Genomic DNA, 24,267 nt, shown 5'->3' with positions numbered 1-24,267 from the left:
CTTTATATCTTAGGGAGAACTTCATGACCCGCACGATCGTCGCCTCGGCGACCCGCGAAATCATCATCGGTTTCGATCAGCCTTTCTGCGTCATTGGCGAACGAATCAATCCGACCGGCCGCAAGAAGCTGGCCGCCGAGATGGTTGCCGGCAATTTCGAGACCGTCATCAAGGACGCCCTGGAGCAGGCCGCCTGCGGCGCGACGATGCTGGACATCAATGCCGGCGTGACGGCGGTCGATCCGAATGCGACCGAACCGGCGCTTCTGGTGCAGACGCTCGAGATCGTCCAGAACCTGGTCGACCTGCCGCTGGCGATCGACAGCTCGGTGTCGGCGGCGATCGAGGCAGCCCTCAAGGTTGCCAAGGGCCGCCCGCTCGTCAACTCCGTCACCGGCGAGGAAGAGAAGCTCGAAGCGATCCTGCCGCTGGTCAAGAAGTACAACGTCCCGGTCGTCGCCATCTCCAATGACGAGACCGGCATCTCGATGGATCCCGACGTCCGCTTTGCGGTTGCCAAGAAGATCGTCGAGCGTTGCGCCGATTTCGGTATTCCCGCCCATGACGTGGTCGTCGATCCGCTCGTCATGCCGATCGGCGCGCTTGGCGATGCCGGCCGCCAGGTCTTTGCGCTGCTGCGCCGCCTGCGTGAAGAGCTCAAGGTCAACACCACCTGCGGCCTGTCCAACATCTCGTTCGGCCTGCCGCACCGCCACGGAATCAACGCCGCCTTCATCCCGATGGTCATCGGCGCCGGCATGACATCGGCGATCATGAACCCGGTTCGTCCGCAGGAAATGGAAGCGGTGCGCGGTGCCAACGTGCTCAACGGCACCGACGAGCACTGCACCCACTGGATCAAGACCTATAAGGACTACAAGCCATCGGAGGGCGGCCACGCCGTTGCAGCTCCCGTCGCCGTCAGCGCACCGGGTGACGCCGCCGCCGGCGGCCGCCGCCGCGGCGGCCGTGAAGCCCGCATGGCGCGCGGCTGAGATCAGTCGTGGGACACGACGCGCTCCATTTTTCCCCAGTCGTCCTGTCGGACGGGGAAGCGGAGCCGTCGCATGATTTTCCTTCCCCCCGCACGCGGGGGGAAGTTGCCGGCAGGCAGATGAGGGGCAACCCGATCGCCATAAGGTCGGTGCATTCCGGAGCATTGCAATGAACTCTCCCGCCAACATCACCGATCCGCTTGTCCTGTTCATGCCTTCGGGCAAGCGCGGCCGGTTTCCGGTGGGAACGCCCGTGCTCGACGCGGCGCGTACGCTTGGCGTCTATGTCGAAAGCGTGTGCGGCGGACGCGCCACCTGCGGCCGCTGCCAGGTCGAGGTGCAGGAAGGCAATTTCGCCAAGCACAAGATCATCTCGTCGAACGACCACATCTCGCCCAAGGGCCCGAAGGAAGAGCGCTACGAGCGCGTTCGCGGCCTGCCTGAAGGCCGGCGCCTGTCATGTTCGGCGACGATCCAGGGCGACCTCGTCATCGACGTACCACAGGACACCGTCATCAACGCGCAGGTCGTGCGCAAGGCAGCCACCGATCGCGTCATCGAGCGCAATGCCGCCGTCCAGCTCTGCTATGTCGAGCTGGAGGAGCCCGACATGCACAAGCCGCTCGGCGACCTCGACCGCCTCAAGGTAGCACTCGAAAAGGACTGGGGCTGGAAGGACCTGCTGGTCGCCCCCCACCTCATCGCCCAGGTCCAGAAGATCCTGCGCACCAAGCTGCCCGACCAGCCGGAGGTTACGCCCGGCAAATGGGGCGTGACCGCGGTAGTCCACCGCGACATGGATTCCTCGCGCCCCTTCATCATCGGCCTGTTCCCCGGCTTGAAGAACGAGGCCTATGGCATCGCCTGCGACATCGGCTCGACGACCATCGCCATGCATCTGGTGTCGCTTTTGTCCGGCCGCATCGCCGCTTCGTCAGGCACGTCCAATCCGCAGATCCGCTTCGGCGAAGATCTGATGAGCCGCGTCTCCTATGTGATGATGAACCCCGACGGTCGCGAAGCCATGACCAAGGCCGTGCGCGAGGCCGTCAACGGGCTCATCGGCAAGGTCTGCGAGGAAGGCCAGGCCAACCGCGACGACATCTTCGACTGCGTCTTCGTCGCCAATCCGATCATGCATCACCTGTTCCTCGGCATCGACCCGACGGAACTCGGCCAGGCGCCGTTCGCGCTCGCCGTTTCAGGCGCGCTGCAATTCTGGGCGCATGAGATCGACATCGAGGTCAATCGCGGCGCGCGTCTCTACACCTTGCCCTGTATCGCCGGGCACGTCGGCGCGGATGCTGCCGGTGCGACCTTGTCCGAGGGACCGTACCGCCAGGACAAGATGATGCTGCTGGTCGATGTCGGCACCAATGCCGAGATCATTCTCGGCAACCGGAACCGGGTCGTCGCCGCGTCCTCGCCCACCGGCCCGGCCTTCGAAGGCGCCGAAATCTCTTCTGGCCAACGTGCAGCCCCTGGCGCCATCGAGCGCGTGCGCATCGACCCTGAGACGCTGGAGCCGAAATATCGCGTCATCGGCACCGACAAATGGTCGGACGAGGACGGCTTCGACGAGGCATCGTGGACCACCGGCGTCACCGGCATCTGCGGCTCGGCGATCATCGAGGTGGTGGCGGAGATGTACCTGTCTGGCATCATCTCCGAAGATGGCGTCATCGACGGATCGATGGCCGAGAAAAGCCCGCGCATCATCCCGAACGGCCGCACCTTCTCCTATCTGCTGCGCGAAGGCCGCCAGGGCGAGCCACGCATCACCGTTACCCAGAACGACGTCCGCGCCATCCAGCTTGCCAAGGCAGCTCTCTATGCCGGCGTGAAGCTGCTGATGGAAAAGCAGGGCGTCGAGACCGTCGACACCATCCGCTTCGCCGGCGCCTTCGGCTCTTTCATCGACCCGAAATACGCGATGGTGCTCGGCCTGATTCCCGATTGCGACCTCGACGAGGTCAAAGCGGTCGGCAATGCCGCCGGCACCGGCGCGCTGATGGCGCTGCTCAACCGCAATCACCGCCGCGAGATCGAGACGGAAGTCGGCCGGATCGAAAAGATCGAGACTGCGCTCGAGCCGCACTTCCAGCAGCTGTTCATCGACGCCATGGCGCTGCCCAACAAGGTCGACCCGTTCCCCAAGCTGCAGGCCGCCGTCAAGCTGCCGCCGCGCAAGGCGGCAAGCGCCGAAGGCGACCTTTCCGACGGTGCACCACGCCGCCGGTCTCGCGAGGAACGCGCCGCGCGTCGCTCCCGCGACTGAACCACAAGGACATCTGCCCAACCGGCGCTTCGACGAGGTTTTCCGCGCCTCGCCGGAGCGCTGTTGTGCTATGATGCACGTATCGGGTGTGTTTCAGTCAGGCAACCATTCGACCTGAAGTTGCTGCTCATACGAAATCGATACGAAACAATCCCGAACTAGTTTCCGCTCGTCAGCCGCCAGCGAGCTTCGCCTCTCAGGCGGCAAACGTGCATGGCCTCGAAGATCGAGTTCGGTTTTTGGAATGGATCAGGCACCGATTCACACGAACCACAGCGTTCACTGCACGCCCCTTGAGGCGCGCGGCGCAGCGGGATTTGCAGGAGACGACAATGTCGATGATGAGAACCATCGGCCGCTTCGGTGCGGCCATCCAGAGCGCCCGCCGCGCCGCCCGATCCGAACGCATGCTGAACAGGTTGCCGCCGGAGATCCAGAAGGACATTGGCTGGCCCGCCCCGGAACATGGCCGGCGCCACGCGACACTGGCGATCTACATTTCGCCCGACCGTTGAGGCGAATGTTTCAGCATCGCGCGCAATCTGAAACAGAAAAGCGCTCAAGCGATATCAACCTGAAACACAAACGAGCATAAGCTTTTGCCCGGCCGGCGGCGCATCCAGTCTCGCGTGGTGCTGCCGGCCCGTCACTCCCAGGAGACGACCATGTCCATCATTGGAGAGTTTCATCAGTACGGCTCGGTGTTGCGCCATGCGTGCCGCGATAGCCGCATCGAGAACATGATGAACGGCTTGCCGCGCGAATTGCAGGTCGAGCTCGGCTGGATCGACGGGGTGACCCACCATGGGTCGGGCGCCGCGGGTCAACTCCACAAATATGGTCGCGTGGCGATGCTGATCGACGCGTTGCCCATCGACATACAGATCGAACTCGGCTGGCCCGTCGGCCCCTTGGCGCCGGCGACAAATGTCATCGCGTTCGCCCGGCCGAAAGCGTGCTGCGCATGACCTTCGCCGAAAAGGTCGGCCTGCTCGCCTTTCGCCAGCGCACCGCCGGCCGGCCTGCCGCGGCCGACCGGCGCCTGCGTATGGCATTGAGGCCACGCCGCCGCACGAGCTGATTGCCGGCACTTCGACAATTGGAATTCACGAATTGAAAGGAGGGCCAGATGCCCCTTTTCGACGATCTCGGCCGCATCGGCGCCCGCTACAAGCAGGCGCGAAGTGCCCGCCGGACGGCACGCATCATGAATGCGCTGCCACCGGAGATCCAGCGCGACCTTGACTGGCACCCGCCATCGTCGCTGATGGCGCGCATCTACCGGTCGATGGCCACCGCTGTCAGGCGCTGAAGCTTAGGGCTTAGACCCATTACCGCGCAGCCAGATGCGGATTTCGACGAGTTTTAGGGCAGCGAGATAGTTTTCTGCCAGCTTGTCATGCCGAGTTGCGATGCGACGGTACTGCTTGACCCTGTTGAAGAAGCACTCGACCAGGTTCAGCGCTCTATGTAGGAACGGACAGAAGCGTATCGGTTCCTTTCGGTTGGCCTTGGGCGGATGTTGGCTCCTGCCTTTCGCTCGATGACGGCACTGCGCAATGCGTTGGCATCTTACCCCTTGTCGACGAGTAGCATGCACCCTCCGGTAATTCCTTGGTTAGCTCTGCTGCAGCAGCGATGTCGCTCATCTGGCCTGCCGTGAGCATCAGCTTGATCGGCCTGCCTTGGGGGGCGACAAGAGCGTAGATTTTGGTCGGCAGGCCGCCTCGTGAGCGGCCGAGACCATTATCTCGATCCACCTTTTGCCGTCGCGCTCTGCTGATGCATTCGAACAACCGAGGTACCGATCATCTGTACCCTGCCGTCATCGAACTTTGTGATGGCGTACATCGGATGGTCCCAAACACCTGCTTTGCACCATCTGACAAAGGATTATCGCAAGTGGTGCGCCGACCGCACCGCTCAGGCAGACGCCATGGCGCTCCAAATCGCAGCCCCCAGAAGATGCCGTTCAGTACGCGGCGGTCGTCTACGCGCGGCACGCCACGAGGCATATCGCGGAGGAGCGGTTCGATGACGCGCATTCGGGGTCAGTCAGGTCATATCGGCTCAAGGGCCGCCTCAACCATATTTGGCCTCAGAATGAAACGCTCCTCAACAAAGACCAGATTGCAGACATCAAACCTGCAGGACTATTCTTTGGCCGGACAACCGCGTTTGTCAGCCTGCGCGGGATCGGGACGCCAATGGCTCGTCAATTCCGTAAGTTGGTTCTTTGGATTGCGCTCGCCGCGGCGGTGCTAGGCTTGGTCGCACTTTTTGTGACGCCCTGGCCCAGCGTACTTGTCATTCGAGCGATCTTCGACCGAGGGGCTGCCGAAGCGTCAGCGAAGCTGGAAAAGCATGTACCGTCCGGGATTAGGGTGGCCAGAAACATACAGTACATCTCTTCCGACCCTGATGCCAAGATTGATATCATCCATCCGCCCGCAGGTACAGCCATGGGGCCGACGATCATTTGGGTTCATGGCGGTGGCTTTATTTCAGGACGGCGGCGCGATGTTGAGAACTACGCCATGGTTCTGGCTGGCCAAGGTTTCGCCATTGTCAATGTCGACTACACCATCGCACCCGAAGCGAGATATCCGAAGCCAGTGCAGCAAGTGATCGCGGCCCTCAGCTTCGTATCACAGGAAGGCACACGCCTTGGCATTGATCCAACTCGTTTGATACTTGCCGGTGACTCGGCAGGAGCGCAAATCGCCGCGCAGGCCGCGAACCTAGTTACGGCGCCCGACTATGCGCGACAGGTCGGGATCTCGGCAAACATCCAGCCTAAGCAGTTGCGCGGGGTGATTCTATTCTGCGGCCCTTACGACCTCAATCTCATGGGCCACGGCTGGTTCATGCGCACAACGACATGGGCCTATAGTGGGTCCCGCAACCACGAGAACGACCGATCATTTCAACTGATGTCAGTCGCCAAGTATGTCACACCGGCATTCCCGCCAGCCCTCATCTCTGCAGGAAACGGGGATCCGTTGCTGCCGCACTCGGTCGCGCTAGAAAACGCCCTCCGAGCACACAATGTAACTGTCGACGCGCTTTACTTCCCTGATCACGAGCCAGCGCTCGGACATGAATATCAATTCGACTTGGACGCTGAACCGGGACGAGAGGCCCTACGACGGGCAGCAGCGTTCGCGCGGAAAATCGGACAGATTTGATGCGAGCTTGCCACTCAAATCCGTATCCCGCTTTTGTCGGTTCATGGCCTAGAACTTGCCGGTCAGGTTGAAGGTCTCGAAGGCCGCGCGGATGTGGTCGGCCGCGGCCTTGACCGGCGCGCTTGCCTCGGGTGCCACGATCATCGCCAAGCTGTAGTTGCCGATCTCCGGCATGCCGTCCTTGACGCCGAGTTCGACGAGCTCGTCGCCGATGAACGACCGCGGCAGCGGTGCGACCGCCAGGTCGGACAGGATCGCAGCCCGCTGGCCGGCCGTGTGCGCGCTCATATAGGCGACGCGGTAGTTGCGGCCATCGCGGCCGAGCGCTTCGAGCGCCCCTGCCCGCCATGCGCACCCCTCTTCCCAGATGGACACCGGCAGCGGCTCGCGCAGATGGGCGCAGCCGCCCCTGGCGCCAGCCCAGACGATCGGCTCGGTCAACAGCGTCTCGGCGCCTGCTGCATTGGCCCTGCAGGCATTGGTCAGCAGCGTGATGTCGAGCGCCCGATCGTCCATGCGGCGCCTGAGATTGCTGCTCTGGTCGATGATGACGTCGACGGCGATCGAAGGATGCGTCTGGGCAAAACGCTTGAGTACATGCGGCAGCACGCGTTCGCCGAAATCGTCGGGCGACCCCAGGCGAACCACGCCGACGATGTCGGGAATGATGAACTTCGACACTGCCTCGCGGTTGATCGCCAGCATGCGGCGCGCGTAACCGAGCAGCATTTCGCCGTCGGTGGTCAGCGTCACCGAACGCGCGTCGCGGAAGAACACCGAGCGCCCGAGAATGTCCTCGAGCTTCTTGATCTGCATCGACACGGCCGAGGGCGTGCGGAACACCGCATTGGCGGCGGTGGTGAAGCTGCCGGTTTCGGCAATCGCAACGAAAGTGCGCAGCACATCGAGGTCGAGCAGCGGCAGCGGATGATTGAGCGGTGCGTTCATGGCCAATGCCCTTCAATATTTCTGATCGAACACATCATTTCATTTCGTTTGATTGAACCTCATCCCTGAGCGATAGTCAACACCATCGAAGCAGCGGCCATGGCCAAGCGTCGACAGATCCCGGAACGGAAGCGCCATGGTGCGCGAGACGGTTGAAGCAAGCGGTGCCCACCGGGCGAGCACCTCAAGCCGGCCTTGAACCGGCCCAGCAGGAAGGAGAGACCGCAATGTCCATTTTCTCATCGATCGGGCGTATCGCCAGCGAACTCAACGCCGCCCGTACCCGCTTTAACACCGCCCGCTCGATCCGCTCGCTGCCGATCGAATTGCAGAAGGACATCGGCTGGCCGGAAGCGTTCGATTCGAACACCGGCTACCGTCGCGGCCACAGCGGTGAAGCGGTCTGAGCAGTGTCGAGGCGAAGTCGCGACCAGTCGCATGGTGTCGACAGGTCATGCGACCTCGCCTCAGCCATGCGAGCGCCGCACGCCTGAGATGAACGGCTTGCATGGCGCCGCAATATCCTCTCAAGAGACTGAAGTAGCTTGATTTTTCGCTGCAACCGACGTCGCATCCGCAGAAATGTCGTATGTCGTGTCGCTTTTGAGGTGTGCCACTTCGCATTTGCAGCATGATCCGCATCGGCCAAGGCCTATATGCGCATCGTCAAACGAGCTGCCCCACTCCACAACGCGAAGGCACCCCGTGTAACCACTGTGCATGGAGACGTGTCATGAAGATTTTTGCCCGCTTGTTCGGCATCCGCCGCGACACCTCGCTGTCGACCGCGATCGAGCGCCAGCGCCTTGCCAGGACGATGCCCGGCCAGACCGGCGCGATCGCCGCAAACCGCCTCGGCATGCTCGTCGGCTGAGTTTTCTTTCGATCCCGTCCTCCCGGATCGAACCATTGGAGCGGCGCAAGCCGCTCTTTTCTTTTTGACGCTGTCATTCGGCGACGCCAGGTGCGACATCACCGGCGTTCGGCCGGCCCGGGCTGCCCCGCCGTTTCAAACGCGTCATTTGTTGGTCAAAGCGAGCCAGCGGCGTTTTGCCCATGTCGCAAACTTTAATTTTAGCGACAGCTTCAACCCCATTGACAGCAAGGGAATTTGCTGTTGACGCTATGCTATTCGCGACATCAAAGTCGCGTCGTTCCCGGCCAGCGCGAGGGTTCCTTGAACGCCATCAGACATCCGATCAAACGATCGCTTGTGTTCTTCCTTGTCCCCGACTTCACCATGGTCGCCTTTGCGACTGCCCTCGACCCACTGCGCATCGCCAATCGCATGCTCGGCTACGAGGCCTACAAATGGCGCCTGGCCAGCATCGACGGTAAGGCCGTGCCCGCCTCGAATGGCGTCGAATGTGCCGTCAACACCTCGCTCGACGAGGAGCGCAAGAAGATGGCCGGGCCGGAACGGCCTTCGATGGTCATCGTCTGCACCGGCATCAATGTCGAGACCTACACCAACAAGTCGGTCTTTGCCTGGCTGCGCGAGGAGTACAATCGCGGCGTCGCCGTCGGCGGCTTGTGCACCGGCGCCTATGTGCTGGCCAATGCCGGCCTGCTGTCCAACAAGCGTTGCGCCATCCATTGGGAAAATCTGCCGGGATTCGCCGAGGCTTTCCCCAAGGCCAATGTCTATGCCGACCTGTTCGAGGTCGACCAGAACATCTACACCTGCGCCGGCGGCACCGCTGCCCTCGACATGATGCTCAAACTGATCGGCGACGATTTCGACGACAACCTCGTCAACCGCATCTGTGAGCAGGTGCTCACCGATCGTGTCCGCAGCCCGACCGACCGCCAGCGCCTGCCGTTGAGGGCACGGCTCGGCGTGCAGAACTCGAAGGTCCTGACCATCATCGAGCTGATGGAAGCCAACCTGTCGGAGCCGCTGTCGCTGATCGAGATTGCCGACCATGTCGGCCTGTCCAGGCGACAGATCGAGCGACTGTTCCGCACCGAGATGGGTCGGTCCCCTGCCCGCTATTATCTCGAAATCCGGCTCGACCGCGCCCGGCATCTTTTGATCCAGTCGTCGATGCCTGTCGTCGAGGTTGCTGTCGCCTGCGGCTTCGTCTCAGCCTCGCATTTCTCGAAATGCTACCGTGAGCTTTATGCACGTTCGCCGCAGCAGGAGCGCATCGACCGCAAACAGTTGATTGCGGCCTGACAGCTACTGTCGCCGGTAAGGGTCGTAACCGTCGTCGCCGTCGTCCTGATAGCCGTCGCAGATGCACTCTGCCGACGATATCTGGTCGTTCCAGCCGCCAATGGAGCGGGCATTGCGGTCGAACTCTTCCGACGCGCCCTGCATGCCGGTGTGCTGGTAGACGACAAGCGTGCAGCCGGGCGCGACGCGCACCGACGAGACGCGGTCGTTCCAGAACCGGCCGGGGCGGAAGCTGATCGACTGGTCGGCCCGCATCGGCAGGACACGGCCGCCATAGCCATTGTGTTCGTACATCTCGCAGGCGACGTCTTCGTCATACTGCGCGTTTGCGCTGCCGACCATCAGGACCGATGCGACGGTGGCAAGGAGTGCTAGGCGTTTCATGTTTCTCAGTGTCCTCGTGGGCCAGAAGACGCAGAGAAAACAGCCGCGTGGCCAAACTTTGGCATTTTCCGCTACTGGATCGCAGCTTACGACTTATGCCTAACGGCTGTCCCACAGCCAGGAGCGGTCGCGCCACAGCTTCTCGCCGATCAGGCAGTCATATCTCGGCTGCGCCTGGGCAAGCACGACAGGCGGATGGGCAGCTTCCTCGGCGGCCCACTGACGTGACGCGGGCCCAGCCAGTTCCAGCACCAGCTTGCGCCGGATCGCCTCCGGAAACTGCGACCACTCATTGACCGGGATCATGAAGGCGCCCGGCCCACCAATGACGCAATCGGCGTAGTAGCGGTCGAGATCCTCGACGTCATAGGCATTGCCAAAGCCGCCATTGGTCATCAGCGGCAGGCCATTGATGGTGATGCCTTGCGCCACGGCAGCGTCGCGCACCAGATCCACCGGCGGCCCCTGATTGTTCGGACCGTCGCCCGAGATGTCGATCACCCGCTTCATGCCCCGGTAGGCGCTTTCGGCAAAGAGGTCCGTGCCGAATTCGAGCGCACTGGAGATCGAGGTGCGGCGCGCGCTGTTGGGCGGCTTGGCCGAGAGTTGCCGCACCACGCGCTCGGCATCGGCGCGATTGGCAATGACTGTCCATGGCACGACGACGATCTGCGACGTCGAGCCGGCCCATTCGACATAGGTCACTGCGATCTTGCCATAGGCGCCCTCGGCGATCGCCTCCAGGACACGCTCATGGGTCAGCGCCGCGGCATAGCCATGGCGCTGGATCTCGAGTTCGTCAGGCGACATGGAGAGCGAGACGTCGACGGCCAGAACCAGTTCGACATCGACCTGTTCGGCTGCATTGGCGTGAAGGCCGAGGCCCAGCATCAGTGCCAAAGCAGCACCGCCTGCGAGAAGAGCTTTGGCCACGGCAGACATAGGCAAAGGGTAAGCGAAATTCTGGTTCTTCAAAAGAAACGCCCGGCCAGAAAGCCGGGCTTTTCAATCACATTGTCGGGAAGCGTACCGCAAATGGTCAGGCTGCCGGGGGATTGCCACGCTTTCTCGACCGGACTTGCAGACCGGCTGTGAGGAACATCGAAACGACGAAGACGACGGTCAGGCCACTCGGCGGCATGATCGCCGTCATGATGGCCGTCCAGACGAGCAGCCCCCAGCCGACAAAGACAGGGATGGGCAGGCTCCTGCGATCGAGCCAGAGGATGAGCGCGCCGAGAATGAGCAGCGGGATCGCCAGCGATCCGACGGATTGCCAGAAGACACCGCCAGAGAGAGCCAGATCGAGTGGCTGCGTCCTCAACGGCACCCAATGATCCCAGGTCCAGAGATTAAGTGACAACCAGTTCGGCAGTTCCGCGGGAATGTCTGCCCCGAGCACCAGCATATGAACGATGCCGAGTGCGATAAGCGCAATGGCGCTCCATTTGACCATGACGTCCACCTCCTGCTGTTGACCTCGGCCACGCCACACGGCATGACCATACGGCACCGTATGTATCGCGGGCGCGCTCACCTGGCCATACGCATCCGTATGGTGTGGCGCGATGCCGCAAGGAGAAGACGTGATGGCTGGAAATGACCTGTCGCCAAAAGGCGGGATAAAGGACCTGACGCGTGACGACTGGTTGAGAGCCGCAGTTGCCGCTCTGGCTGAAGGTGGGGTCGAGGCCGTCAAGGTGGAGCGCCTTGCCAAATCACTGGGTGTCAGCAAGGGCTCGTTTTACTGGCACTTCAAGGACCGGCCACAACTGCTTGCAGCGATTCTCGACTTTTGGGACGCAGATTTCACGCAGCAATTGATCGACAACGCGGCCGATCTGGCAACTCCAAAGGAGCGCCTGCGCCATCTCGCGCAGGATGCCCTGGAAAGAACCGTTTACGGCATCGATTCTGCGCGTGCCGAAGCCGCGATCCAGTCATGGGCTGCGACCGACGTCCAGGTTGCGGACCGTCTGCGAGCCGTGGACGCCGTCCGCCTCGCCTATCTCGAAAAGGAACTCGCAACCGCTGGCCAGCAACCAGACAAGGCCCACGCCAGGGCGAAGATGCTTTATCTGGCCCTGCTCGGGCTATACGCGGCGCGCGGCTACAATCCGGCGCTCGCCGACGATGGCGCCTATCTCGCGCTGGTCGAACTGGCCCTGCAGTAGCCCAAGCTGCGCATCAGCAGCTGGGGTGCGGTTATCATTGCAAACTTGCTGGCATGGGCGTCAGGCAAGCGAGATATGCCGGCAGCGTCACCGTCGGATCGGCCGCCCGCCTTTGCCGCGCCACTCCAACGTCTCGCCTTCTTCCGGCGCTGGCTTGCGCGGCCTGGCCTTCTGGATGCCTCGCGCCGCCCGCCAGTTTGGACCGAAGGGCGGAGGCATCCAGATCAGGAAGCCTTTCGATGCCACCCACAGCATCGCAACTATGCGCAGCATCGACAGGGTAAGGCCGCAAATCCCGACGATCCGCATCGCGGCTTGCGGACTCAGCCTTGCCTGCGACAGCTCCCTGGCTATGAATCCCCCGTCGAGAGGCAGGGCCGGCAGCAGGTTGAGACATGCGAGCGCAAGATTGAGCACCGCGCCCAGCGCAAAGGTCCACCCTAGCAGACGCAAAGGTTCGAGCGGTGGCGGGGCGAGGTTGAGACCAGGCCCTGCCGAGGCAGCGGTCAGATAGTAACCGGCCAGAAACAACAGCCCCAATGCCAAGTTCACCATCGGCCCGGCCGCATAGATCGATGCCCACGACGCGCGGATCTGGCCGAATGGTCTGAACATACGCCCACCGAACAGATAGAGCTCGATGCACTCGGCGGCGATCTTGCTGCGGCGCGCGGCCCAGAGATGGCCGAGTTCATGAAGCAGCACCGCCAAGAACAGCAGCACCGCGACAATGACGGTGAACACCAGGGCATGCCGCGGCCGCACGAACCATTCATGCAGGAACGGCAGCATCACAGGAATGGCGAAGGTCGAATGGACACGGACGGGAACGCCCGCCACGCGGAACGTCAGCGCATCAACGCGCCTTTTTGATCGAACGGTCGCCAGATGCCCCTCCCCGGTCGGCTGGGCCGAGCGTATCAGACCTGAGCCAGGCAGGGGTAGCCGTGTTGAGCGGTCGACACGAGTTTCCGACCGCTCAAAACTGCCATGTCAGCTGCGCGGCTTCAGGTTCTCCGGATCATAGAGCGGCTTGTAGCCGATGCCGACAACCTCGACCGGATAGGTCTCGGCGAAATACTCGACATTCAGCTTGCGGCCTTCCTGGCAATAGGCGTGCGGCAGATAGGCCAGCGCGATGTTCTTGCCGATGGTCGGGCCGAAGGCGATCGAGGTCGTGTAGGACCGGCGCCCGAGCTCGTCGACAAGCACTTCGCCCGTCTGCGGGTCGATGACCGGCAGCGTGCCGACCGGGTAACGCTTTACGCCATTCCTGTCGGTGTTCTCGGTCATGACCAGCGTGCACAGCATTGCCGGCTGGTGATCGCGCGCCTTGTATTCGAGATGCTTGGCCTTGCCGCGGAAATCGACGTCCTTGACCTTCGGGCGGGCAAGATCGGCCTCGATGAGGTTGTATTGGGTCAGCAGGTCGGCGTTCTGCAAGCGCAGGCTCTTTTCCATGCGGCGCGAATTGGCATAGGTCTCGACGCCGAAGGCCATGACGCCGGTCGAGCGCAGCGCATCCCAGACGGCCAGGCCATCCTCGTATTTCATGTGCAGTTCCCAGCCCTGCTCGCCGACATAGGAGATGCGGAACGCTGTGACACTCTTGCCGGCGATCTCGACCTGCTTGATCGCGGCGAAGGCAAAATTTTCCTGGTCGAGGCCAGCAGGGTTCGCCACCACCTTCTTCAGCTTCTCGCGGGCATTCGGCCCCCAGATGCCGATGGTGATGAACTTTTCCGACGTGTCGGTGATGGTGACGTCGAGGCCACGATCCTCGGCGACGCGCTTCATGTAGTGGAAGTCGCGTGGACCGGCATCGGCACCGTTCACCAGCCGGCAGCGGTCGGCCATGCGGAACACGGTGAAGTCGGCGCGCACCATGCCCTCGTCGTCGAGGAAATGAGTGTAGACGCCCTTGCCGATGTTGCCGTCGCCGCCGATCTTGGCAGCGCAGAGCCATTCCAAAAGCTCGACATGGTCGGGGCCTTCGATATCGACCATGTGGAAGTGGCTGAGGTTGACGATGCCGCAATCCTCGCTCATCGCCAGATGCTCGGCATTCGAAACGCGCCAGAAGTGCCTGGAGTCCCACTCGTTTTCGCGCACCGGCACGCGGTTGCCGTACTTCTCCAGCAGGTGCTCATTGGCCTTGTAGCCATGCGCACGTTCCCAGCCGCCAAGTTCCATGAAGTAGCCGCCGAGCTCGACTTCGCGTTCATAGAAGGGCGAGCGCTTGACGTTGCGGCCGGTGGCATAGGGCTCGCGAGTATGAACGGCCGGGAAATAGATCTTCTGCGCCGCCTCGAAGGTGCGGCCTTCGATGAACTTTTCTTCCAGCTGGTGAGGGTAAAAGCGGGCATAGTCGATCGAGTTGTGGTCGATCTCGGTGCGGCCGTCGGTCATCCAGTCGGCGATCAGCTTGCCGTAGCCGGGGCCGTCCTTGACCCAGATGGCGACGCAGTACCAGAGGCCGCGCACCTTCTGGCTTTCGCCGCAGGAGGCGCCGCCGGCAGCGGAAACCTGCAGCAGGCCGTTGAAGGAGTGGCTCTCGTTGTAGCCGATCTCGCCAAGGATCGGCGTCAGCTCCATGGCGCGCTCGAGCGGCTCCATGATCTGTTCCATGTCGAGGTCGCGCTGCGACGGCGAAAGACGCGCCTCGTGTTTTTCCAGGAGCTCGCGCGGATGGCAGAGGCGCGGATTGGTCTGTTCGTAATAGCCCCACTCGATCTGGCCGCCCTCGGTGGTCCTGGGGTCGCCGGTGTCGCGCATATAGGCCGAGTTGCCCTGGTCGCGCAGCAGCGGGAACCCGATTTCCTTGCCGGTGCCCTCGAACTCGTTGTAGGGGCCGAAGAAGGTCAGCGGGTGGTCGACCGGCATGACCGGCAGGTCCTCGCCGACCATTTCGGCGATCAGGCGGCCCCAGATCCCGGCGCAGACGACGACATGGTCGGCCATGATTGTGCCGCGATGGGTGACGACGCCCTTGATGCGGCCGCCCTCGACAATCAGCGACGTCGCCGGCGTATTGCCGAAGATCTTGAGCTTTCCGGACTTCTCGGCGGCATCGACAAGCTTGCCCGCAACCGTCTGCGAGCGCGGAATGACGAGGCCGGCATCAGGATCGAACATGCCGCCCATCACCTGATCTTCCTCGATCAGCGGGAACATCGCCTTGATCTCGGAGGGCGAAACGTAGTGTGCGCGGGTGCCGAACGCCTTGGCCGAGGAAAGCTTGCGCTTGATCTCCTCCATCCAGCTGTCGTCGCCGGCGCGCGCCACCTCGAGGCCGCCGATGCGGGCGTAGTGGCCCATCTTCTCGTAGAAATCGATCGAATATTGCGTGGTCCAGACCGAGAGATAGTCGTGGCTGGTGGTGTAGCAGAAGTCGGAGGCATGCGCCGTCGAGCCGATGTCGGTCGGCACGCCCGACTTGTCGATGCCGACGATGTCGGTCCAGCCGCGCTCGATCAGGTGATGGGCAATCGATGCGCCCACGATGCCGCCCAACCCGACGATGACGACCTTTGCCGTTTTCGGAAACTCAGCCATTACCCACGACTCCGAGATGATATTGCGCGCAGACTATAGAGCGCCGCAGCGCGATTGCAGCCTGTTTGCGACATTGCCACAAGGCCGCGCGACCTCGGCAAAATTGCCGGCATCGATTAGCCACGCCGCCCAGTTATTCTCCTGCCGCCGACGCGCCTCCATCAGACCGCCCACAGCCGGCAGCCTCGGCCGCAAGCATGGCGAAATCGGCCCGCTTAACGCTTTTGTCGCCATTTACCTGTAGTTGAGTACAACAACGTCGTGTCGATCGAGATTGCCGCAGGTGCCGAAGATGAACACCACTTTCACGCCGCCTGCTGCATCCCTGGGATCACGCCTCAAGGCCAAGACAACAAGCCCGCTTTTTCTTTTGGCTGTCGCATTTCTGCTGGTTTGCACCTTGCTTTCGTTGCCGGTCTCCGTGCCGATCGGCCCGATGTATTGGGACGTGCTGATCTATTACGATGCGGCGAACCGCATTTTCGACGGCCAGGTGCCGATCAACGACTTCTTCACCCCCGTCGGCCCGCTCGGCTATTACCTGTTTGCAGGCTGGGTGACGCTGTTTCCCAACGCCCAGCCGGCGCTCGTGGCGCACTGGTCGCTGCTCGCCGTCACCGCGCCGCTGATGGCGCTGGTGCTGTGGGATGTCGGCCAGCGCTCGCGCGGCATCGCCTTTGCGCTGCTGGTGCCTTTCCTGCTGTATGCGCTGCTGCCCTTCAACACGCGCGAATTCTATCCGTTCCCCGGCTCCGACGCCTTCGGCATCTATAACCGCCAGGTCTGCCAGATGCTGTATGTGCTGGTGGCGGCGCTGATGTTCGTGCGCAATCGCTACCTGCTGGTTGCGCTGATTTCGCTCACCATGACGGCGCTGTTCTTCCTCAAGATCACCGGTTTCGTCGCCGGCGGCGTCATCGCCGCCTATGCGTTCTTCGCCGGCCGCGTGAAGTTTCGCTACGCGCTGGAGGCGCTGGTCATCTTCGCCGCCGTCCTTGCCGCCATCGAACTGTCCAGCGGCCTGGTCAGCCACTACATCACCGACATCCTCAAGCTGGTGATGATGAACGGCGGCACGCTGTTGCCGCGCTTCCTGCAGTCCACCTCGATCAATTTCGGCGTCGTTCTGGCGACGTCTGCGCTCGCCCTGGTCCTGCTCTGGTCCGACCGGCACAAGCTGTCCGAGCGCTTTTCCGCCGACCGCAAGACGTCGCTTGCGACAGCGGTTTCTGGGCTTCTCGACCATAACGGGCTTTGGCTGCTCGCTGTCCTGTTCGCCGGCGTGCTGTTCGAGACGCAGAACACCGGCAGCCAGGCGTTCATCTTCCTGGCGCCGCTCATCGTCGCCATCCTGCTCAAGGCATCCAGGCTGCTGTCCAAGCCTATGGTGCTGCTCTCGGTGCTTGGACTTGCGGCGGCTGTGGTCCTGCCGCCAGCGTTGTTCGTCGTCGAGCGCGCGGCCCGCGCCTATATCGGCTCGCTCAAGAACCAGCCCATCGCGCAGCGCAATCTTGGTACACTCGGGGCGGTCAACATGCGCAGCGAGGTTGCCGTACGTGTCGACCACATGCTGAAATTCTACCCGGAACATCGGCAGCTCTATACCGACCTCACCAATGCCGGCGAGTTGCCGACGCCGCTGCTCTATTCCGACTTCGACTTCCAGGTCACCTATCTCAGCAATGTCGACACTGCGGTCGGTTCCATCCGCGAGCTGGAAGCCGACAAGGGCGTCCACTTCAACACGCTGATGTCGCTGAACTTCGTCAACCCCTTCCCCTGGCTGCTCGACCGCTCGGCGCCACTGCACATCGCCATCGGCGCCGATCCGATGCGCGCCGTGCCCGACCCAGGCTCGACCGAAGAGGCTGCGGTGGCGGACACCGATCTCGTCCTCCTGCCCACCTGCCCGCCGACGACGGCCAATGCCGCGCTCTACGACATGTACAAGAGCGCACTGACCCAGCACCGCCGCATCCAGCTCGATGCCTGCTACGACGCCTTCGTCCATCCCAGGTTTCTCGCTGCGCTGGACAAGTAGCGTCGAGCCGCAAACGGAACGGCCTACCTGTTCTCGCGGTCGTAGTAGTCGGTCGTATTCTCGGCCCGGAACATCTTGCGGAGCCCGGGAACACCCCGCTTGCCGGAGACGACCATCACCTTGCCCGAGTCCGGGTACTCGCAGGCATCGACCTCGACCAGCGTCGACAATGCCAGATACCGCATCGTCGTCGTGCCGGTGTTGATGATCTGGTGAGCCACCTCGGCTCCGCCGGTCGGACAGGCGATGACGTCGTGCTGGCGGATCGGATAGCGTTTGTCGCCGAAGCGCAGTTCGCCCTCACCTTCCAGGATGAAGAACATCTCCTCTTCGCCGCGATGGTTGTGGAACGGGCATTGAACCTTGCCCGGCGGCAGGACGGTCAGGTTGTAGCCGAGGTCTTGCGCGCCGATGTGACGGCTTATCGACGCCCTCTTCGACGTGTAGATGCCATTCTCCTCGATGTCGTCGAACTCGACCTCGTCCAGATTGATGATCGGCTTGACCATTCGCTCCTCCCGATTGTTGCTCCGCCGCGCACGAACATGCCGCGCTTGCGGAAGCCGGACAACCGTCTCCCGCCGACAGCGACAACGCCCTCCGGCAGCCAGCCAGCAAAAAGCCGGGTCGAGACCCGGCTTTTGAGGAGACGGGATGATGTTCCCCTACTTCAGCTGGCTTGTGGCGAAGTCCTTGACGATCGAGACGATGCCGCGGCCGAGCAGGCTGTCGAGGGCTACGATCAGCACGTCGACATCGGCGCGGCTGCAGGTCAGCGGCGGGAGCAGGCGCACGACATTGCGGTTGTACTCGGTGAAGGCCACCAGCACGTCGTAGTCCCGCAGCAGCAACGCCCCGACGAAGCCCGACAGCGACCCCTTGAGCTTGTCGTCGAGCACGCTGACTACCGGGCGCAGCACCATCGGCAGCGTCTGCGAGAAGTCGTGGAACTCAAGCCCAACCATCAGGCCCTGGCCGCGAACCTCCTTGATGATCTTGGGGTACTTCGCCTGGAGCTCCTCCAGCCGCGCCAGGAGATAGGCGCCGGTGTCGGCCGAATTCTCGATCAGGCCTTCGTCGTAGAGCACGTTAAGCGTCTCGATGGCCGTGATACAGCCCTCGCCGATACCGCCGAAGGTCGCCATGGCATGGATCATCGCCGTCTTCGGCGTACCATAGGCTTTCATGTAGACGTCGCGGCGGGCGATCATCGCTGCCATCGCCGCCTTGCCGCCACCCAGCGACTTGGCAACCGCGGTGATGTCGGGCACCACGTCATAGTGCTCGAAGGCATAGAAACGGCCGGAACGGCCGACGCCGCACTGCACCTCGTCGGCGACCCAGATGACCCCATACTGGTCGCACAGCGTGCGCAGCTTGTGCCAGAACGCGGCCGGCGCCTTGTTGATGCCGCCACCACCCTGGATGGTTTCGAGCACGATGGCACCGATGGCCGGATCGGACCGGAACGCCTTCTCGATGGCATCGATGTCGCCGAAAGGCACCCGCACGGTGTTTTCGGTGAGCTTGAACTCGCCGCGATAGAGCGCGCCGTCGGTGACCGAGAGCACGCCCTTGGTCTTTCCGTGGAACGAGTTCTCCGCATAGACGATCTTGGGACGTGCCGGACCCGCAGCACGCTCGGCGAGCTTGACCGCGGCTTCCATGGCTTCCGAACCAGACGAGCCGAAAAACACCATGTCGAGATCGCCGGGCGAAATCTGCGCCAGATTGTAGGCCAGTGCCGAGGCGTATTGCGACATGAAGGCGATGCCGATTTCGTGGCGCTTCTCGTCCTGGAACTTCTTGCGCGCCTCGAGCACGCGCGGATGGTTGTGGCCGAGCGCCAGCGAACCGAAGCCGCCGAAGAAATCGAGGATCTTGCGGCCGTTCTGATCGATGTAGTGCATGCCCTCAGCGCGCTCGATCTTGATCTTGTGGAAACCGAGCAGCTTCATGAAATGCAGCTGGCCGGGGTTGAGATGCGCCTTGAACAGGTCGGTCATCCTGGCGACGTCGAGCGCCTTGGCCTGCTCGACCGACATCAGGTTCGGCTTGGCGAGCTTTGCCGAAGTCATTGCCGGAGCAACCGCGACGGCATGCGAATGGGCCGTATCCGGCGTGGTGACAAGCGTCATGTTCATATCCTCTATTCAGCCGGGGCGTGCTGCGTGGACGCAGCGAGGCCGTCCTTCTTGGCGCGATATTCCTTGTAGGCTGCGATGAGCATGTCCTCGTCGCGATACTGCGGCACCCAGCCGAGCTGGCGCTCGCCCTTGGAGACGTCGAGCACGCACTCCTCGTCGGCGATCAGATACTGCTCGGGATCCATGATCGGCATGTTCATCAGGTCGAGCAGGTCGAGCGTCCGCTTGACCGCCCAGCCCGGCGTCGGCAGCAGGATCGACTTCGAACCGGCATGCTTGACCAGGTCGCCGAGCAGCTTGCGCACCGGCGGCGGATTGAGCGAACCGAGATTGTAGGCCTCGTTCGGCACGCCGGCCTTCCAGGCAAGCCGCGCTGCCTCGGCGCAGTCGAACACCGAGATGAACTGGTATGGGTTCCTGCCCGAACCGATCATCGGCACCGGCAGGTTCCAGTCGATCAGCTTGAACAGCTTCTCCAGAATGCCGAGACGGCCGGGCCCGATGATCAGGCGCGGGCGGAACAGCGAGATGTTCATGCCGCGCGTCCGCCACTCGGCCGCCAGTTCCTCGGTCTTCTGCTTCGACCAGCCATATTCGCCGAGCGGCGCCACAGGATGCTCTTCGGTCATCGGATGGGTCACGGTATGACCGTAGATCATATCGGTGGTGTAATGGACCAGCCTCGGCGCTGCCGCATGGTCCATCGCCTTGATGATGTTCTCGGTACCGAAATAGTTGACCGGGAAGAAGAAGTCGTGGCGCTTGGCCCGCACCTGCAGCGGCGACAGCATCTTGGCCGACAGGTTGTAGACCATGTCGTCGGCCTTGATGCCGACGGCGGCGATCGCGGCGGGATCGGTTACGTCGCAATGGACAAAACGCGCGTTGCGGTAATGCGCAAGGTCGCTCTTGACGATGTCGGCAACGACAACCTCTTCGCCGTCGGCGATCAGTTTGGGCGCAAGATGACGACCGACGAAGCCGTCGCCTCCGAAAATGATGTGTCTCATCGCAAAAGCTCGCTTGTCTTGGTGGGTTCGGTAGAGGCCGCGGCGACAATTTCGCCATGGTCGCGGCCGCTTTGGGCGATCAGCACGGTGCCGACGCAGATGAAGGCGATGCCGGCGATGCGCCAGGCATTCAGGTCTTCATGGAAGACGAAGTAGGCAAACACCGCCACCGCCACATAGGCCAGGCTGAGGAAGGGATAGGCGAAGCTGAGCTCGACCTTGGACAGCACATAGAGGTGCGACGCCATCGAGATGACGAAAGTCAGCAGTCCGGCGAAAACCCATGGGCTGAAGACGATCTGCAGTATCTTGATCAGCGGATTGCTGCCTTCGAAAGAAAGCGGACCAAGAGACATCATGCCCTGTTTCAGCATCAGCTGGGCCGCGGCATTGGTCATCACTGTGAAAAGGATGAAGAGGATGTATTTCATTGCTTTGTCCGTCCTTCGCACAACCTATCGGAAAGCCCCTGATATTCTGTGAAGCTTTCCAGGCAATTTGAACTTTTTCCGCACTTCTCTAACAAGCGGCTACTCGGCCGCCTGCGCCGTCTCGCCATTGCGCCCGCCCAGCCGGCCGGCGGTCCGGGCCCAGAAGTCGGACATGAATGCCGGATCGCGCATTGCCTCGAGCCGCTGCCAGTCCGGGAACGAAGCCGCGAATGTCTCAGCCGACATGCGCGCGTCCTTGTAGGGATTGACCGCGCCACCCGCGCCGACGGTGATCCGGTCGAGTTCGGCGAGCAGCTCCAGCGTGCGCCGGCCATGGTTCGGAAAATCGAGCGTCAGCGTGTAGCCCGGACGCGCGAAGGCCAGCAAAGCCGGCGAACGCTGGCTGCCAAAACGTTTGAGCACGGTCAGGAACGAGCCCTGCCCGGCGCGTCGCGCCGCCGCCAGCAATGCCGGAATTGTTTCGCGCGCCATAGCTTCAGGCACGACGCTCTGGTGCTGGTAAAGCCCGCTCGGACCGTAGAGCCGGTTCCAGCCGGCAACGCCGTCGAGCGGAAAAAAGAACGTCTGGTAGCTCGCCTGGCTTTCCCTGAGGCGGCCGCGCCGCCAGCCATAGGCGGCATTGAACAGCTTCAGGAAGGGCCGGTTGAGCAAGGTCAAGGGCGGCTGGAACGGCACCGACAGTCTTGCCGTGCCGCATTCGGCCGTCCGCGCGCCATAGGCGGCGTGGTTGCCGGCAAGCAGCAATCCGCGGCCGGCATGCTTGCCGCCGGCCAGCTGGTCAATCCAGGCAACGGCATATTCGTTGTCGCGGTCGGCGGCTTCGGCGAGATCGAAATATTCGCCCAGGCTACCGAACGGCTTCACCGTCTCGGCGATATCGAGCGAGGGTACCCGCATCAGGCGGATCGCGGCGGACACGATGATGCCGGTCAACCCCATGCCGCCGATTGTCGCCCAGAACAGCCGGGCGTTCTCGCCGGCCGAGCAGGCATAGCTGCGTCCGTCCGAGCGCAGCAATGTCAGGCGTTCGACATGGCAGCCAAAACTGCCGCGACGGTGGTGGTTCTTGCCATGCACGTCATTGGCAATGGCACCGCCGAGCGTGACGAACTGTGTCCCCGGCACGACCGCCGGGAAAAACCCGTGCGGAGCGGCATAGGCGATGATGTCGGCCAGCAGCGCGCCGGCCTCGGCTTCGATCAGGCCGGTCTCGGCGTTGAAGGAAACGACGCGCTGACGCGGCCGCATGTCGACGACGGCGCCGGCGCTGTTCTGGCAGCTGTCGCCATAGCTGCGGCCATTGCCATAGGCGAGCAGCGATCCGGCGCGTGCCGTCCCACCGGCCAGAAGCCGCGTTGCCTCGGCGATGTCGATCGCCTGACTTGCGCCCGGATTGGCGCGGCCAAAGCTCTGGTAACGGGCCAGTCCCACGCTCACAGGCCCGCCACCACAAGCAGCACCGCGCCGGCGAAAACGACGATCTGGCTGCGCCAGTCGCGGATGATGAAGACAACCGGATCGTCATGCAGTTCGTCGCGCCGCGCCAAGATCCAGATGCGCATGGTGAGATAGAGCACGATCGGCGCCAGCGGCCAGACCAGCCAGGGATGCTCATAGAGCTCGCGCACCGCGCTGCTGTCGATGTAGAGCGCCAGAACCAGCGCCGAGGAAAACGCCGACGCCATACCGGCCTGGGCGACGATCTCCTGATCCTCGATGCGGTAGCCGCGCCCTGCGATACGCTCGCCGACGCTGAGGCTGGACGAACGCAGCTCGACATAACGCTTCACCAGCGCCAGCGAGAGGAAGAAGAAGATCGAGAAGGCGAGCAGCCAGAACGACACGTCCACCCCGGTCGCAGCGGCACCCGCCAGGATGCGCAAGGTGTAGAGCCCGGCAAGGGTCAGCACGTCGAGCAGCAGCATCCGCTTGACCGAAAGCGAATAGGCGGTGGTGGCCACGAGATAGACCAGCAGAACGCCGGCAAACTCGATCGTCGTGAAGGCAGCCGTCGCCAGGCTGATGACCAGAAGGACGCCCACGGACGCCAGCCCGAACGGGATCGACAGCTTGCCGCTGGCGAAAGGCCGCTCACGCTTGGTCGGGTGCGCCCGATCAAGCGCCAGGTCGAAGAAGTCGTTGACGATGTAGATAGCCGAGGCGGCAGCGCTGAACGAGACGAACGCCAGGATCGCCGGCACCAGCATCTCGGGATTGAAATATTTGTGCGCCAGCACCAGCGGCACGGCGATCAGCACGTTCTTGAGCCATTGATGGACACGCAGCATCTTGCGGATGGTGCGCAGGTCGGGCTTCGGCGTCTCGATCAGTTCAGACTGATGGCTGGCCTGCCAGCGTGCGGCGGCCCGGTCGGGTGCAACTACAATTGCCTCGCGCGCGGCATCGAACACTTTGACGTCGTGGCGGCTGTTGCCGGCATAATCGAAGCCGCCATCGCCATAGGCTGCCACCAGAGCCCTGCGCTTGCGTTCAGCGGTCAGGTTTTCACCGCCGTCGCTGGCAAGCACCGCGTCGAACAGGCCGAGATGGCGTGCGATGGCTTCGGCGAACTTGCGCGGCGTGCCGGTGGCGAGAACGATCTGGCGCCCGTTGGCCTGCTCTTCGCGCAGGCGTTTCAGCACTTCGGGCCGATAAGGCAAGGTCGCCGGATCGATGTCGACCACCTCGGCAATCGCCTGTTTGAGACGCGCTGGGCCGCCCTTGAGCAGCCAGTACGGCACCATGAAGATGGCGAGCGGATTCTTCTTGAGAAGGGCGAACAGGCCTTCCCACAACAGATCGCTGGCGATCAGCGTGCCGTCGAGATCGACCGCCAGTGGTACTATCTTGTTGTCTGATCGCGCATCCATCAAACTGCCTGCCCTGCCCCTTGCCGGACGGCGTGAACCTTCCGGA

The 24,267-nt window shown here is 62.7% G+C and carries 23 protein-coding genes and 1 pseudogene; 11 read left to right on the top strand and 13 right to left on the bottom strand.

The features are described 5' to 3' along the window. Positions 1-23 precede the first annotated feature (23 nt). From SLT36_RS13870 to SLT36_RS13850, 5 genes are all read left to right on the top strand, one after another. Complete coding sequence (locus SLT36_RS13870) at positions 24-995, top strand: methyltetrahydrofolate cobalamin methyltransferase (RefSeq protein WP_432288170.1); 972 nt, start codon at positions 24-26, stop codon at positions 993-995. A gap of 169 nt (positions 996-1,164) precedes the next feature. Beyond that, positions 1,165-3,273, top strand: coding sequence for an ASKHA domain-containing protein (locus SLT36_RS13865; RefSeq protein ID WP_432288169.1), 2,109 nt, complete (start codon positions 1,165-1,167; stop codon positions 3,271-3,273). Between the two features lie 332 nt (positions 3,274-3,605). Continuing rightward, entirely contained in the window at positions 3,606-3,788 is a 183-nt protein-coding gene (locus SLT36_RS13860) for a hypothetical protein (protein WP_432288168.1), read from the top strand. A gap of 150 nt (positions 3,789-3,938) precedes the next feature. Further along, positions 3,939-4,241 carry a hypothetical protein gene (locus SLT36_RS13855; RefSeq protein ID WP_432288166.1) on the top strand — a complete coding sequence of 101 codons (303 nt, stop codon included), beginning with the start codon at positions 3,939-3,941 and terminating at the stop codon, positions 4,239-4,241. A 161-nt stretch (positions 4,242-4,402) separates the two neighbouring features. Then, positions 4,403-4,585: a hypothetical protein gene (locus SLT36_RS13850; protein WP_432288164.1), complete on the top strand. Its 183-nt coding sequence runs from the start codon at positions 4,403-4,405 to the stop codon at positions 4,583-4,585. Between the two features lie 3 nt (positions 4,586-4,588). Here SLT36_RS13850 and SLT36_RS13845 read toward each other — a convergent pair. After that, positions 4,589-5,347: pseudogene (locus tag SLT36_RS13845) on the bottom strand (IS5 family transposase). 133 nt (positions 5,348-5,480) lie between these two features. Here SLT36_RS13845 and SLT36_RS13840 point away from each other — a divergent pair. Next, entirely contained in the window at positions 5,481-6,461 is a 981-nt protein-coding gene (locus SLT36_RS13840) for an alpha/beta hydrolase (protein ID WP_432288332.1), read from the top strand. A gap of 48 nt (positions 6,462-6,509) precedes the next feature. On the opposite strand, the gene SLT36_RS13835 is transcribed toward SLT36_RS13840, so the two are convergent. Beyond that, positions 6,510-7,409 (bottom strand): LysR substrate-binding domain-containing protein, encoded by a 900-nt coding sequence (locus SLT36_RS13835; protein WP_067960915.1) that lies wholly within the window; start codon positions 7,407-7,409, stop codon positions 6,510-6,512. A 227-nt stretch (positions 7,410-7,636) separates the two neighbouring features. Between SLT36_RS13835 and SLT36_RS13830 the strand changes: the two genes are divergently transcribed. The 3 genes from SLT36_RS13830 to SLT36_RS13820 all read left to right on the top strand — a co-directional run bounded on the left by SLT36_RS13830 (position 7,637) and on the right by SLT36_RS13820 (position 9,588). Then, complete coding sequence (locus tag SLT36_RS13830) at positions 7,637-7,816, top strand: hypothetical protein (protein ID WP_067960912.1); 180 nt, start codon at positions 7,637-7,639, stop codon at positions 7,814-7,816. Between the two features lie 326 nt (positions 7,817-8,142). Further along, a complete protein-coding gene (locus tag SLT36_RS13825; protein WP_432288163.1) occupies positions 8,143-8,283 on the top strand; it encodes a hypothetical protein in 141 nt (46 codons plus the stop codon). A 366-nt stretch (positions 8,284-8,649) separates the two neighbouring features. After that, on the top strand, positions 8,650-9,588 hold the full coding sequence (locus SLT36_RS13820) for a GlxA family transcriptional regulator (protein ID WP_353622437.1): 939 nt from the start codon (positions 8,650-8,652) through the stop codon (positions 9,586-9,588). Between the two features lie 3 nt (positions 9,589-9,591). Here the strand turns inward: SLT36_RS13820 and SLT36_RS13815 are convergent, their stop codons facing one another. From SLT36_RS13815 to SLT36_RS13805, 3 genes are all read right to left on the bottom strand, one after another. Then, positions 9,592-9,972, bottom strand: coding sequence for a peptidase inhibitor family I36 protein (locus SLT36_RS13815; RefSeq protein WP_432288162.1), 381 nt, complete (start codon positions 9,970-9,972; stop codon positions 9,592-9,594). A 99-nt stretch (positions 9,973-10,071) separates the two neighbouring features. Continuing rightward, on the bottom strand, positions 10,072-10,914 hold the full coding sequence (locus SLT36_RS13810) for a DUF1194 domain-containing protein (RefSeq protein ID WP_432288330.1): 843 nt from the start codon (positions 10,912-10,914) through the stop codon (positions 10,072-10,074). Positions 10,915-11,011: 97 nt separating this feature from the next. After that, a complete protein-coding gene (locus SLT36_RS13805) occupies positions 11,012-11,509 on the bottom strand; it encodes a DUF6463 family protein (protein ID WP_432288160.1) in 498 nt (165 codons plus the stop codon). 52 nt (positions 11,510-11,561) lie between these two features. Between SLT36_RS13805 and SLT36_RS13800 the strand changes: the two genes are divergently transcribed. Continuing rightward, on the top strand, positions 11,562-12,146 hold the full coding sequence (locus SLT36_RS13800) for a TetR/AcrR family transcriptional regulator (RefSeq protein WP_432288159.1): 585 nt from the start codon (positions 11,562-11,564) through the stop codon (positions 12,144-12,146). A gap of 87 nt (positions 12,147-12,233) precedes the next feature. On the opposite strand, the gene SLT36_RS13795 is transcribed toward SLT36_RS13800, so the two are convergent. Beyond that, positions 12,234-12,986, bottom strand: coding sequence for a site-2 protease family protein (locus SLT36_RS13795; protein ID WP_432288157.1), 753 nt, complete (start codon positions 12,984-12,986; stop codon positions 12,234-12,236). A gap of 153 nt (positions 12,987-13,139) precedes the next feature. Continuing rightward, positions 13,140-15,701: a GcvT family protein gene (locus tag SLT36_RS13790; protein WP_432288155.1), complete on the bottom strand. Its 2,562-nt coding sequence runs from the start codon at positions 15,699-15,701 to the stop codon at positions 13,140-13,142. Between the two features lie 292 nt (positions 15,702-15,993). On the opposite strand from SLT36_RS13790, the gene SLT36_RS13785 reads away from it, so the two are divergent. Next, positions 15,994-17,742 (top strand): hypothetical protein, encoded by a 1,749-nt coding sequence (locus SLT36_RS13785; RefSeq protein ID WP_432288153.1) that lies wholly within the window; start codon positions 15,994-15,996, stop codon positions 17,740-17,742. A 23-nt stretch (positions 17,743-17,765) separates the two neighbouring features. Here the strand turns inward: SLT36_RS13785 and SLT36_RS13780 are convergent, their stop codons facing one another. The 6 genes from SLT36_RS13780 to SLT36_RS13755 all read right to left on the bottom strand — a co-directional run bounded on the left by SLT36_RS13780 (position 17,766) and on the right by SLT36_RS13755 (position 24,221). After that, complete coding sequence (locus SLT36_RS13780; protein ID WP_432288151.1) at positions 17,766-18,251, bottom strand: cupin domain-containing protein; 486 nt, start codon at positions 18,249-18,251, stop codon at positions 17,766-17,768. A gap of 156 nt (positions 18,252-18,407) precedes the next feature. Continuing rightward, a complete protein-coding gene (locus tag SLT36_RS13775) occupies positions 18,408-19,820 on the bottom strand; it encodes an aspartate aminotransferase family protein (RefSeq protein WP_432288328.1) in 1,413 nt (470 codons plus the stop codon). 71 nt (positions 19,821-19,891) lie between these two features. After that, complete coding sequence (locus SLT36_RS13770; RefSeq protein WP_067960875.1) at positions 19,892-20,899, bottom strand: NAD-dependent epimerase/dehydratase family protein; 1,008 nt, start codon at positions 20,897-20,899, stop codon at positions 19,892-19,894. After that, complete coding sequence (locus tag SLT36_RS13765; protein ID WP_432288150.1) at positions 20,896-21,330, bottom strand: EamA family transporter; 435 nt, start codon at positions 21,328-21,330, stop codon at positions 20,896-20,898. The genes SLT36_RS13770 and SLT36_RS13765 overlap by 4 nt, the downstream gene beginning before the upstream one ends. A gap of 99 nt (positions 21,331-21,429) precedes the next feature. Next, a complete protein-coding gene (locus SLT36_RS13760) occupies positions 21,430-22,782 on the bottom strand; it encodes an FAD-binding oxidoreductase (RefSeq protein WP_432288327.1) in 1,353 nt (450 codons plus the stop codon). 2 nt (positions 22,783-22,784) lie between these two features. Further along, positions 22,785-24,221, bottom strand: coding sequence for a UbiA family prenyltransferase (locus tag SLT36_RS13755; RefSeq protein ID WP_432288148.1), 1,437 nt, complete (start codon positions 24,219-24,221; stop codon positions 22,785-22,787). Between the last annotated feature and the right edge of the window lie 46 nt (positions 24,222-24,267).

Source organism: Aminobacter sp. BA135 (genome assembly GCF_050859125.1).
GTDB lineage: Bacteria > Pseudomonadota > Alphaproteobacteria > Rhizobiales > Rhizobiaceae > Aminobacter > Aminobacter ciceronei.
This window is presented reverse-complemented; position numbering and strand designations above follow the sequence as displayed.